At 45.5% G+C, this 11,851-nt stretch carries 11 protein-coding genes; 1 reads left to right on the top strand and 10 read right to left on the bottom strand.

Going from position 1 to position 11,851, the window contains the following annotated elements; all coding sequences use genetic code 11:
* Nucleotides 1-12 precede the first annotated feature (12 nt).
* The 5 genes from lpdA to QOZ98_RS14410 all read right to left on the bottom strand — a co-directional run bounded on the left by lpdA (nt 13) and on the right by QOZ98_RS14410 (nt 6,932).
* The gene (gene lpdA, locus QOZ98_RS14430) at nt 13-1,440 is read right to left on the bottom strand and encodes a dihydrolipoyl dehydrogenase (protein WP_308788091.1); all 1,428 of its coding nucleotides are present in this window, start codon (nt 1,438-1,440) and stop codon (nt 13-15) included.
* A gap of 66 nt (nt 1,441-1,506) precedes the next feature.
* Nucleotides 1,507-2,595 carry a butyrate kinase gene (buk, locus tag QOZ98_RS14425; RefSeq protein ID WP_308788090.1) on the bottom strand — a complete coding sequence of 363 codons (1,089 nt, stop codon included), beginning with the start codon at nt 2,593-2,595 and terminating at the stop codon, nt 1,507-1,509.
* Between the two features lie 127 nt (nt 2,596-2,722).
* A complete protein-coding gene (locus QOZ98_RS14420) occupies nt 2,723-3,817 on the bottom strand; it encodes a Leu/Phe/Val dehydrogenase (protein ID WP_308788089.1) in 1,095 nt (364 codons plus the stop codon).
* Between the two features lie 2 nt (nt 3,818-3,819).
* Nucleotides 3,820-4,752 (bottom strand): phosphate butyryltransferase, encoded by a 933-nt coding sequence (gene yqiS / locus QOZ98_RS14415; RefSeq protein WP_308788088.1) that lies wholly within the window; start codon nt 4,750-4,752, stop codon nt 3,820-3,822.
* Nucleotides 4,753-4,886: 134 nt separating this feature from the next.
* Nucleotides 4,887-6,932, bottom strand: coding sequence for a sigma 54-interacting transcriptional regulator (locus QOZ98_RS14410; RefSeq protein WP_308788087.1), 2,046 nt, complete (start codon nt 6,930-6,932; stop codon nt 4,887-4,889).
* Between the two features lie 125 nt (nt 6,933-7,057).
* On the opposite strand from QOZ98_RS14410, the gene QOZ98_RS14405 reads away from it, so the two are divergent.
* A complete protein-coding gene (locus QOZ98_RS14405; protein ID WP_008499061.1) occupies nt 7,058-7,291 on the top strand; it encodes a DUF2627 domain-containing protein in 234 nt (77 codons plus the stop codon).
* Nucleotides 7,292-7,301: 10 nt separating this feature from the next.
* Here the strand turns inward: QOZ98_RS14405 and QOZ98_RS14400 are convergent, their stop codons facing one another.
* From QOZ98_RS14400 to ahrC, 5 genes are all read right to left on the bottom strand, one after another.
* Entirely contained in the window at nt 7,302-8,036 is a 735-nt protein-coding gene (locus tag QOZ98_RS14400) for a glycerophosphodiester phosphodiesterase (RefSeq protein ID WP_308788086.1), read from the bottom strand.
* Between the two features lie 381 nt (nt 8,037-8,417).
* A complete protein-coding gene (locus QOZ98_RS14395; RefSeq protein ID WP_268951304.1) occupies nt 8,418-8,549 on the bottom strand; it encodes a hypothetical protein in 132 nt (43 codons plus the stop codon).
* Between the two features lie 285 nt (nt 8,550-8,834).
* Nucleotides 8,835-9,602: a sporulation transcription factor Spo0A gene (gene spo0A, locus QOZ98_RS14390; protein ID WP_308788085.1), complete on the bottom strand. Its 768-nt coding sequence runs from the start codon at nt 9,600-9,602 to the stop codon at nt 8,835-8,837.
* An 80-nt stretch (nt 9,603-9,682) separates the two neighbouring features.
* Complete coding sequence (gene recN / locus QOZ98_RS14385) at nt 9,683-11,380, bottom strand: DNA repair protein RecN (protein WP_308788084.1); 1,698 nt, start codon at nt 11,378-11,380, stop codon at nt 9,683-9,685.
* Between the two features lie 16 nt (nt 11,381-11,396).
* Nucleotides 11,397-11,846 (bottom strand): transcriptional regulator AhrC/ArgR, encoded by a 450-nt coding sequence (gene ahrC / locus QOZ98_RS14380; RefSeq protein ID WP_142827854.1) that lies wholly within the window; start codon nt 11,844-11,846, stop codon nt 11,397-11,399.
* Nucleotides 11,847-11,851: the final 5 nt, after the last annotated feature.

Here is an 11,851-nt window from a genome sequence, read left to right as displayed (position 1 = left end):
TTGTTTCCTCCCTTAACTATGAATTGCTTTGCCATCAACTGCTAAAGCCGCTTCGCCCATAACTTCTGAAAGTGTCGGGTGCGGATGGATCGTTTCGGCAATTTCCCAAGGCGTTGCGTCCAATACCATTGCCAGGCCAGCTTCGGAAATCATATCCGTCACATGCGGACCGATCATATGGACGCCGAGAATATCGTTTGTTTTTTTGTCTGCGATAATTTTGACAAACCCATCAGATTCACCGTATACCAGCGCTTTGCCGATGGCTTTAAAAGAGAACTTGCCGACTTTGACGTCGTGCCCTTTTTCTTTTGCCTGATCTTCTGTGATGCCAACGCTTGCCGCTTCCGGATTGGAATAAATGCAGCGCGATACCAAATCATAGTTGATGGCATGCGGATTATTGCCTTTAATGTGTTCGATAGCCGTGATGCCTTCGTGTGAAGCAACATGCGCCAACTGCAGGCCGCCAATTACATCTCCGATGGCATAAATATGGGACTCTTTTGTCTGGAAGGATTTTTTCACTTGCACAAAGCCTTTTTCCACTATGATATCCGTGTTTTCGATGCCGATGTTTTCAACATTCGCTTGGCGTCCGACAGAAACCAGCATTTTCTCTGCAGAAAAACTTTCGTTTTTGCCATTGATTTCCGCTTGGATCGTGACACCATTCTCGCCTGTTTCCAACGTATCTGCCATTACTTTCGCGCCAGTGGCAAAAGTAATGCCTTTTTTCTTCAGCAGCTTCAGCATTTCTTTCGAGATGTCTTTGTCTTCTGTCGGAATGATGCGGTCTGCATATTCGATGACTGTCACATCAACACCAAAATCATTGAGCATGGATGCCCATTCGATTCCGATGACGCCGCCGCCGACAATCAGGATCGATTGGGGCAGGCTTTCCATTTTCAATGCCTCATCTGAAGTCATGACAAATTCTCCATCAATAGTCAGACCAGGCAAAGTGCGTGGGCGTGACCCGGTAGCGATAATGACATTGTTTGGGATCAGCATTTCGTTTTCTTCACCATTTTTCATTTCGACCGAAATGGTCCCGGCGTTTGGAGAGAAAATTGATGGGCCAAGAATCCGGCCGATGCCTTCATAAACATCAATTTTGCCTTTTTTCATCAGTCCTTGAACACCAGCGTGCAATTGATCGACGATTCCTTGTTTGCGCTGTTGGACACGCGCAAAATCCAAGGAAACTTCACCAGTTTGAACACCAAAGTCTGCCGCGTGATTTTTCGTGGTTGAATAAACTTCTGCACTGCGGAGCAATGCTTTGCTTGGAATGCAGCCTCTATGCAAGCAAGTACCGCCCAATTCGCCTTTTTCGACGATTGCCGTTTTCAAGCCAAGTTGTGCAGAGCGGATTGCCGCTACATAACCGCCTGTTCCGCCGCCTAAAATGACGACATCATAATTTTGAGCCATGGATTTGTCCTCCTTTTTCTGCTTCAACAAATCGGGGGATTTCCCCCCTGCCAATTGAAGTTTTTCTTACAAACTAAATGTATAGGTTTTTGCTTGTTCTTCCCCGTTCAATATCCGTGCAGCACCTTCAGCCAATGCCTGAAGTTCGTTTTCACCCGGCTGGATCTCCACATCGGCAATCCAGCTGACGCGTTCGGTAATCGCTTCCACAAATCCTTTGCCATGGGCAAGCCCACCGGTCAGGATGATGGCATCTACTCTTCCTTTTAATACAGCGCTTGCAGCACCGATTTCGCGGGCAACTTGGTAAGCCATAGCCTGATAAATCAATTCTGCCCGTTTATCGCCTTTTGAAATGCGCCGCTCCACTTTCACCACATCATTCGTTTCCAAGTAAGCAAACAATCCGCCCTGCCTGACCAATTTTTTCATGATGTCATGCCGGCTGTATTGGCCGGAAAAGCATAATTCCACCAAATCCCCTGCCGGTACGGTTCCGGCTCGTTCGGGACTGAACGGCCCATCGCCGTGCAAACCGTTATTGACATCGATGACCCGGCCCGCTTGATGGACTCCAATTGTGATGCCGCTGCCCATATGAGCAACAATCAAACTAACATCCTCATAGGCACGCCCTATTTTTTTGGCGTAGCGCCTGGCGACTGCCTTTTGATTGAGGGCATGGAAAATGGACTTTCGTTCGATCAAAGAAAACCCGGATATCCGAGCAATCGGCGCCATTTCATCGACGACTACCGGATCGACGATAAACGAAGGAATATTCAAGCCGTCCGCAATTTCAAATGCGATGATGCCGCCTAAGTTGGATGCGTGCTGCCCTGAATATCCTTTTCGCAGATCTTTCATCATTTCGTCATTGACTGCATAAGTTCCGCCTTCAATAGGCCGAAGCAGTCCGCCTCTTCCACACACTGCTGCTAGTTTGGAAACATTCATGCCTTCTTCGTCCAAAGCTTCCAGAATGCTGTTCCTTCTGAAAATATGTTGACCGGCAATGCTCGTATATTCACCCAAATCTTCTATAGAATGGTGTATGGTCTTTTCCATGATCAGGATATCGTTGTCAAAAACGCCGATTTTAGTCGAGGTGGAAGCAGGGTTGATGACTAGAATGCGATTGGGCTGTTTTTGCACATCGATCCCCCGTTTCTTAATTTGATTGTGAAAAGCATTAATTTTGCTTGTTGAAAAAAACAACATAGCGATATTATTTCAGATAAAAACAGCAGGTGAAAAGGAAGGACTCACCTGCTGAATATTATTATCTTCTGCTTAAAATATTGTGTTCGTTCCGCAAGAATTGAGATCTTGATTTGCGGACGCGTTCAATGCGTTCTTCAGCCATGCGGTCTGCTGCAATATAGCTTGGCACATTATCGCGTTTCGAAATTTCAAAGATTTTTGTGATGCTGTCGTAGATCGTTTCAACGCGCTTCATCGCACGTTCATTGTTGTAGCCGTAAAGTTCATCAGCAACATTGATAACGCCGCCTGAATTGATAACGAAGTCTGGTGCATAAACGATGCCGCGCGCTTCAAGCTCGTCTCCGTGGCGTTCTTCTTTCAACTGGTTGTTGGCAGAACCCGCAACCACTTTTACTTTTAATTGTGGAATTGTGTCATCGTTGATGATCGCGCCCATTGCACATGGAGCAAAGATATCTGCTTCTTGTGAATAGATGTCATTCGGTGCAACCGCGGTTGCGCCAAATGCATCTACAGCGCGCTGTACGGCTTGCTGGTTAATATCAGTCACGATTAATTTCGCGCCTTCTTTATGAAGGTATTCGCAAAGCGGGTAAGCTACGTTGCCGACACCCTGTACTGCTACGGTCTTGCCTTCTAAAGAGTCGTCGCCGAATGCTTCCAGAGCAGCAGCTTTCATGCCGATGTATGCACCGTAAGCTGTGACTGGCGACGGATTGCCTGAAGAACCGAAAGCTGGGGAAATGCCGGTGACAAAATCCGTTTCTTCGTGGATCATGTCCATATCCGCCACAGTTGTCCCAACATCTTCAGCAGTTATGTAGCGTCCGTTCAAGCCTTGGATAAAGCGTCCGAAAGCGCGGAACATTTCTTCGTTCTTGTCTTTCAATGGGTCTCCGATAATAACGGTTTTACCGCCGCCAAGGTTCAATCCGGCTGCCGCGTTTTTATATGTCATTCCGCGTCCAAGGCGGATAGCATCTTCAATTGCTTCTTCTTCTGTTGCGTAATTCCACATGCGCGTGCCGCCAAGTGCCGGTCCAAGCGTAGTATCGTGGATGCAAATAATGGCTTTCAGGCCTGAGTTTTTATCCTGGCAAAAAATTAGTTGTTCGTAATCGTATTGTTCCATTCTCTTGAAAATTTCCATTGTCAATTCCTCCTAATATATGTTCCTAAAGTTAACGATGAGCAAATCGCCAAAGCCAATGAATACAATTTGCTTTCGGCGCTGTCGGCTCGTGATGACAAAACTATCGGCGCTTTCGCACCGGCGATGATGCTGCCGACTTTTGCATTTGAAAAAAAGACCAGTGATTTATACAGGATATTGCCGGATTCAATAGTTGGAACGAGCAGGATATCGGCTTTGCCGGCATTGTCCCCCGCAATCCGTTTATGCTTGGCCGCATCGACAGATATGGCATTGTCGAGAGCATAGGGCCCGTCCACGATGCAATCTTTGATTTGGCCACGCCGGTTCATCGCGGTCAATGCCGCAGCGTCAAGAGTGGCCTGCATGTTCGGATTGATGACTTCCACTCCTGCCAGAGGCGCGACAATCGGCAGTTCAACACCGACTGAACGTGCAATCTGAACAGCATTTTGGATAATTTGTACTTTTTGAGGCAAATCCGGGCTGATGTTCATGCCCGCATCCGTTACAAAGATCAGCCTGTCGAAGCCAGGGACTTCAAAAGCGGCAATATGTGACATGACGGATCCGGTTCTGAGGCCATACTCCGGATTCAATACTGCTTTGAGCAGCACTGCCGTCGCAATCTGGCCTTTCATCAAAATATCGGATTCGTTCATGAACACAGACTTTACCGCTTGTTCAGCAGCTTTCTCAACGCTGCTGACATGATAGAGCTGCACATCAGGATGACCGAGCAGCTGCGGAAAATATTCCCGGATCATTGCTGTCATTGCCGCTTCATCATCGTACAGGTGAAAACGTGCCATTTTCCGGCTGACAGCCATACTGATGGCTTCCAAAACTGCTAAATCAGCAGCAGCGGCAACTGCCACTGTGTGGTCAGAACCGTTCGGGGCATTTTCGATTAAATGGTTTAATGTGGCCATAACTGCTCACCTCATTCTTCTTAATTAAAACAGAACAGATGGCTATATATAAGAGATGAAAGCGTTTTATTTGCAATTTTATCCACAAATCTTTGCAAATACTTGCAAAACCCTGCAACAATTTGCAAAACCGATTACATCAACCCGTATTTTTCTAATTTATAGTAGAGGGTGCGCAAGGAGATTTCCAGTTGCTTTGCCGTCTTTGATTTATTGCCATTCGATTGCTTTAAAGCATGGTGAAGAATTCCGCGCTCGACTGTGTCCAACTGCTCCTGCAGTGAAACGGAAGACGGAATCACCACTTCATTTTTGGTATCATCGACGCGCAGCATATTAAGTGGGATATGCTCTTCTGTCAAAATTCTGTCGTTCATTTGCATGAAGATCATAGAACGGCTCAAAACGTTCTCAAGCTCCCGGACATTGCCCGGCCAATCGTATACGCGCAAATATTGCTGCGCTTTGTCGGAGAAGGACTCGACACTCCGGCCGTATTCCTGGTTAAGTTTCAGCAGCAGCCGCTCGGCAATTCGGGGAATATCCTGTTTCCGATTGCGCAAAGGCGGAATGAGGATCGGCATCCGGTTCAGCCGGTAATACAAATCTTCCCGGAATTTGCCGTCCAGCAAAGCTTTTTCCATATTGGCATTAGTTGATGCGATCACACGAACGTTGACAGGAATTGGTTTGCTGCCGCCAATCCGCAGCGTTTCATGTTCTTGCAGCACGCGCAGCAATTTGCTTTGCAGCGAAGAAGACAGTTCACCGATTTCGTCCAGAAAAATACTGCCGTTGTTAGCTTCCTCAAACAGTCCGCGTTTTTCTCCAGTTTTAATGCCGGGAATCGCCCCTTCTTCATAACCAAAAAGTTCGCTTTCCAACAGTTCTTCAGAAAGAGCAGCACAGCTGACACGCACGAATTTATTGTATTTCCGCTCGCTGGCACTATGGATGGCATGTGCAAAAAGTTCTTTGCCGGTTCCCGATTCACCGCGCAGCAAGACGGTAACCAAAGTTTGGGCCGCCAGTTTCGCCTGCTGGAGGGACAATTGCATTTCGGATGACAAGCCGATAATGTCATCAAAAGTATATTTAGATTCTAAAGTTCGGATGATGCTGCGTGCACGGTCGAGTTCTTTCATCAAAGAACGGATTTCAGTCGTATCGTGGATGACTCCGACGCTGCCTTTTAACTTATTGTCGACGATGATCGGCGCAACATTTACGATGACTTCCCGGTTTGCTGGTCCAACTTTCAAATTGACCCCACGCACGGGCTTGCGTGTCCTCAGTGCCTTTAAGTGCATACTTTCCCCTTCCGATATGTCCGCTGATGCGGGCTGGCCGATAACATCTTCCATCTGCAAGCCCGTAATGCGCGTATACGCCGGATTGACAAGCAGGCCATTGCCCCTTTCATCTACAACAGAAATTGCATCGTCACTCGATTGGATGATGGCTTCCAGCATGGTCTGAATTTCCTTCAGGTCGGTAATTTCTTCAGCTAAAGACACCACCTCGGTGATATCTTTAAATACAGCAAATGCACCGATTGTTTCGCCATTATCATCAATCATTGGAAAACGGGAAGTGACAATGGTCGAGCCGTTTTTCAGCTCCAATTCCCTATTCAACTCAATGCGGCCGGTTTCGTAAATTCGCGGCAGCTCGCTCAGCGAGATAAACTCGTGGATGTGCCTGCCAATGGTTTCATCTACAGTCACCTCCAGCATCCTTGCTGCACTTTTATTCATAAAGGTAATGTGGCTGGTGTTGTCAATGCCGATCATACCTTCTTCTATTGAATTGAAAATGATTTTTTCCCGGTGGCTTTCTTTGCTGAGGCGATTGGTAAAATGCTCTTTCTCTTCTAACAGCCGGACCAAAACGTTGGCAAGGGTCCCTGGTATAATGACGGTTTTTTTCAGAAAATGCTCCCGCAGTTTTTCAAGCAGCTGATCGCTGCCCGTCACATTAAAGACGATATCAATATCCTTGTTGCTGAACTCCCGGTAATCCTCTGCAACCGGTATGCCGTGTAACTTTGCAGCCATAACGGCTCCTGCTTCGGGATTTAAGTCAACCACACCGGATACATGCAAATAATCAGATTCCAAAAAGAGGTTTAAAATTGCAGAACCTCCTTCCCCGCCTCCTATAATCAAAACGTTTTGCAAATTGATTCAACCTTTCGCATGAAGTTTTGCAAATAATTGCAACAATAGTTTAAGCGTACATCAGAAAGGTTTTCTTGACAACTTTAATGGAATTCGAAACAATAGACGATGAAGGATGTGGAATTATGGGTCGTCTAGTGGCATTTATCATCTTACTGATTCCTGGGATCATGGCGGCGTATGGCATCAAACTGATGCGCGATACCTTGTTCAATAAATTGCTTGAACCTTATCCGGCTCTTTGGCTCCAATTTACACTCGGCACCATTTTTGTTGTGCTCGGAATTGGATTTTTTGCAGGATTCCTGTTGAACCGGGACCGCAAAAAGGGAAATGTTTCGAAAAGGTTCCAGAAATAAAAAATTGCGTCTACCCAATTGGGGTAGACGCAATTTTTCTTTTGACGCGATCCGGATAGTTGGTGATGATTCCAACTGTCTGGGGACCGAGTTGATCTATGAGTGATTCCGAACCGAGGATTCCATATAGCCGGACTTTCTTGTCCAATTCTAAAATATCTTTCCAGAACAGTTTGGCAAGAAGCCGTTTGTGGAGATGGATGCTGTCGACCCAGTCCATTTCATTAATTCGCGACAACTGTTCATTCTTTTTAATGATCCAAGCCATTTCCATCGAAGGCATCAGTTTTTTCATATCATGCAAGAGCTTAGAGTTGAATGAAGACAAGTGGATATCTTCCATCCCCTCTAGCATGGCTGCAAGAATCTGCGGTCCTTTGGAATTTTTCGCAAACGATTCTTTTAATTCAACATTTAAAGGGATCTTCTTCTTTTTTGCCCATTGGAAAACTTCATAGGCCAATGGCATTTGGTGGTGCTCAAAGTTGCGCATCCACTTCCTGCCTATGCGCAATTCCTTTATTTCTTCGTATGCCAGCGTCTCGATGCCTGCATTAACACCAGTCAGGCGCCGCAGGTTGTCATCGTGATAAACCACTACAACTCCATCATTCGTAATTTGTACGTCAAGCTCGATGCCGACTCCAAACTCACATGCCTTAATAAATGCGTTCCATGTATTTTCCAATGCATATCCTGAAGCGCCTCGGTGTGCATACACTTTGACTTCAGACAATAAAATCATCCTCTTCCATTTCTGAAATATGCCAGACAAATATCGCAGGAATTACCACTGCTGTGCTTGCCGTCTGGATTCATAATTTGTACTATCATTCTAACATTTCGAGTCCTCAAGTAAAAGTGATGCCGTTCATACAGTTTTCCTTGCTGCAGTTTTTGAACTTTTTCATATTTACTTATGTAAAAAACTACATTTATAGCTGGATACAATAAAATTATCTCTGCCTGGAACCAAGTGGGTATAATTCGCAAAAATTACTCTGGAGAAAACATAGGGTTCCAGTTACCCAGGATTTATTTTTGAACACTGTTTTTGCCAAATAAAAAAACCAATGAACGATCCGCTCATCGGCTGCAACCATCTATGGATAAACTTTTAGTTTCGCTACAAAGACAGCATAGTAAACAACGCAATCAGAATGGTGACGCAATAGACACCGTAAAAATACAGCCGGTCGACGACAGTTCCTTCGCCATTCCCTAAAAAATAATCATCAATTTGCCTGATCAATTGCAATTGCGCTCGCCTCTTTTCACTCTGCTGAATTTACCGTTTTTGCATCAGTAAAGATGTTTTGTTCTCATCAGAAAAAACGGCGTCTTTACCTTTTCCTTTATTTCGCCACTCTTAAACCATAATCCTGCTCTCCAAAATCAAAAAAATCAGACGTTCGGCAGACTCGATTAGCGGTATTCTGTCAAACAGCTTGGAACACAACGCTTTTCCAACTCAGCATTTTTGTGTATGCAAAAAAAAACTTTCCGTCGCTTTTGCAGCGATCAGAAAGTTTTGCAAATTTGATTAGTCGTTATTATTGCGCATTTCCAGCCGCAGGCTATCTGCGACCATTGCAATAAACTCAGAATTGGTCGGTTTTGACTCAAGATGTGCTGCACTGTAGCCGAAAATTTTGGAGATATGATCAACGGTTTCATGGCGATTCCACACTTGTTCGATTGCATGCCTGATTGATCTTTCGACCCGGGTAGAAGTGGTATCAAACTTGGCAGCAATGCCGGGATACAGCACTTTGGTGACTTTATTCAGGATATCGGGTTGTTCCAGTACCAGCAAGACCGCTTCCTTTAAATAATTATAGCCTTTTAAATGCGGCGGTATTCCAATATCTTTGACCATATTGGTGATCCGGTCTTCTGTCGTCAGCTTGTTGGGCTGCCCCGACATGCTGGTCCGGCTGTTCATAATATGATTGATCTGCACAGCTAAACGGTCAGCTTCAAAAGGTTTCATGATGAAATAAGAGGCACCGTATTCGGCGGCCTGGCTCATAATCGATTCCTGGCCGAATGCAGAAAGCATAATGACATCAATCTTCTGCAAATCACCATTTTCTTTGATGGCGTCAAGCACTGCAATCCCATCCAAATAAGGCATGATGATGTCCAGCAATAAAATATCGACGGGCATACTGTTCAGCATCTCGATGCAGGTTTTGCCATTGTAAGCAACATCCACCACTTCCATATTGGGCTGTGCATTTAAATAATCTTGCATCAGTCCGACCAATTCGCGATTATCATCTGCAATTGCGATTTTTATTTTGTCCATTCGACTCTCTCCTTGGTGACTGACTCAGGTAGCTACCGATGCGGGCAAAAGGATCGACTTTTCCTAGATTGCCCTACAGCTTATTTCATCAGTAGTTTCCGGTCCGCTGCGAGCGACAGCAGTTCTTCCGCATGCTGCAGTGTCAGATCCGTGATCTCGGCGCCTGACAGCATTCGGCTCATTTCTTCTGTTCGTTCACGTCCATCCAGTTCGGTGACGGCAGTGGTTGTCCGCTGCTTGTCAACTTTCTTTTCAATGAATAAATGCTGATCGGCCATTGCCGCAACTTGTGGCAGATGCGAGATGCACAGCACTTGGGAATGGACCGAGATGGCCGCTATCTTTTCTGCAATTGCCTGTGCCACTCGTCCACTGACGCCAGTATCCACTTCATCGAAAATAATGGAAGTAATGCCTTGGTGCTTGGAAAATATGGTTTTCAACGCCAGCATCATTCGGGACAACTCCCCGCCTGATGCCACTTTTGTTAGAGGTTTTAATGGTTCACCAAGATTTGTCGAAATATAGAAGGAAATCGCATCATGGCCATTACGGTCAAAACGGCCATTTGGCAATACAGAAAAATTCACTTCAAACGATGCTTTTGCCATATGTAATTCCTTTAACTGCTCCATGATGGCCTTGCCCAGGCTTTTCGCGGCTTTCCGGCGGAGAATTGTCAGTTCTTCTGCTTCAACACGCAAATCTTCGGTTAATTCCTTTAACTTTTCCTGATCCAGCTGATAGCGTTGATCACGGTTAACCAATTTATCCAATTCATCTGTCTGCTTCTCATGATACAGCAAAATGTCTTCAACGGAAGCACCATATTTTCTTTTTAAAGATTGAATAACAGCCAAGCGCTGCTCGATGTCATTTAAGCGGGCAGGATCAAATTCCATATCATCCAAAATCCGCTTGATTTCAGTTCCTGTATCTTGAATCAAGTAAAAAGCACTTGAAAGGGTTTCTGAAGATCCAGTGAAGGCTTCATCTACGGCTGCAGCATGTTCAAGTTCAGACATGGCCGAGCCGATCCAGTCCAATCCTTTGCTTTCGCCTTGAATGGCTTCATGGGCTGCAGAAATGGACTCGTAGATCTTGTTGAAATTTTGCAGTTTTTTCCGTTCTGATACCAGTTCTTCTTCTTCGCCAAGAACCAATTCCGCTGATTCGATTTCCTGAAGCTGGAAAGTCAATAAATCAATGCGTTGCGCAATTTGCTGCTCGTTTTCTGTATAGGAAGAAAACTCGCGTTTTAACTTTGTGTATTTATCAAATGTATGGCTGTAGCTTTCTTTTGACTTTGCCAGGCTTTTCCCTGCAAATTGGTCGAGCAAGTGGAGATGCTGTTTTTCATCCATCAATTCCTGCGTCTCATGCTGGCCGTGAATATCGATCAGCGCAGCGCCAACTTCGCGAAGTATGGAAATAGTTACCAATTTACCATTGATGCGGCAAACATTTTTCCCTTTATCATTTAACTCACGGCGCAGCAAAATATCGCCATCACTCCATGTGATGCCGAATTCTTCCAATCTCCGGAACACCGGATGCTTTCCGTCTTCCAACGAAAACAACCCTTCGATTTCCGCTTTTTTAGCGCCATGCCGAATAAACTCCTGGCTTCCCCGTCCACCGGCCAAAAGATGCACTGCATCAATAATAATGGACTTCCCGGCACCGGTTTCCCCCGTCAAGACAGTCAGTCCTTCAGAAAAACTGACAGTTAATGCATCAATAATAGCAAAATTGCGTATGTCTAATTCCCGAAGCATGTCCGTTCACCTCTTCTTAAAGCATTTCAATTAAACGCTGTTTTAGAATTTCACGATGTTCGGTGTCTCTGCAAATAATCAAGCACGTATCGTCTCCGCAAATGGTTCCAAGAATTTCTTCCCAATCCAAATGGTCAATTAACGATCCGATCGCATGGGCATTGCCTGGCAATGTTTTCATAACGAGAAAATGGCTGGCACCGTCGATGCTGACAAAAGCATCTGTCAATGCCCGGTGCAGTTTCTGCATTGGGTTAAAGCGCTGATCCGCAGGCAGGCTGTATTTATAGCGTCCATCCTGAAGTGGCACTTTCACCAAATGCAATTCCTTTATATCACGCGATACGGTGGCTTGTGTCACTTCGTATCCGGCTGACTTCAGCAAGTCTACGAGTTCGTCCTGGGTTTCGATTTCCCGGTTGGAAATGAGGTCGCGAATTTTAATGTGGCGCTGTCCCTTGTTCATGATGT

This window comes from Planomicrobium stackebrandtii (genome assembly GCF_030814955.1).
GTDB classification, from domain to species: domain Bacteria; phylum Bacillota; class Bacilli; order Bacillales_A; family Planococcaceae; genus Planococcus; species Planococcus stackebrandtii.
This window is presented reverse-complemented; position numbering and strand designations above follow the sequence as displayed.

What these genes read in the sequence shown, in the direction of transcription:
- lpdA (WP_308788091.1), bottom strand. Translation starts at nt 1,440, where the DNA reads ATGGCTCAAAATTATGATGTCGTCATTTTAGGCGGCGGAACAGGCGGT.
- QOZ98_RS14420 (WP_308788089.1), bottom strand. Translation starts at nt 3,817, where the DNA reads ATGGAAATTTTCAAGAGAATGGAACAATACGATTACGAACAACTAATT.
- yqiS (WP_308788088.1), bottom strand. Translation starts at nt 4,752, where the DNA reads ATGGCCACATTAAACCATTTAATCGAAAATGCCCCGAACGGTTCTGAC.
- QOZ98_RS14405 (WP_008499061.1), top strand. Translation starts at nt 7,058, where the DNA reads ATGGGTCGTCTAGTGGCATTTATCATCTTACTGATTCCTGGGATCATG.
- QOZ98_RS14400 (WP_308788086.1), bottom strand. Translation starts at nt 8,036, where the DNA reads ATGATTTTATTGTCTGAAGTCAAAGTGTATGCACACCGAGGCGCTTCA.
- spo0A (WP_308788085.1), bottom strand. Translation starts at nt 9,602, where the DNA reads ATGGACAAAATAAAAATCGCAATTGCAGATGATAATCGCGAATTGGTC.
- recN (WP_308788084.1), bottom strand. Translation starts at nt 11,380, where the DNA reads ATGCTTCGGGAATTAGACATACGCAATTTTGCTATTATTGATGCATTA.
- ahrC (WP_142827854.1), bottom strand. Translation starts at nt 11,846, where the DNA reads ATGAACAAGGGACAGCGCCACATTAAAATTCGCGACCTCATTTCCAAC.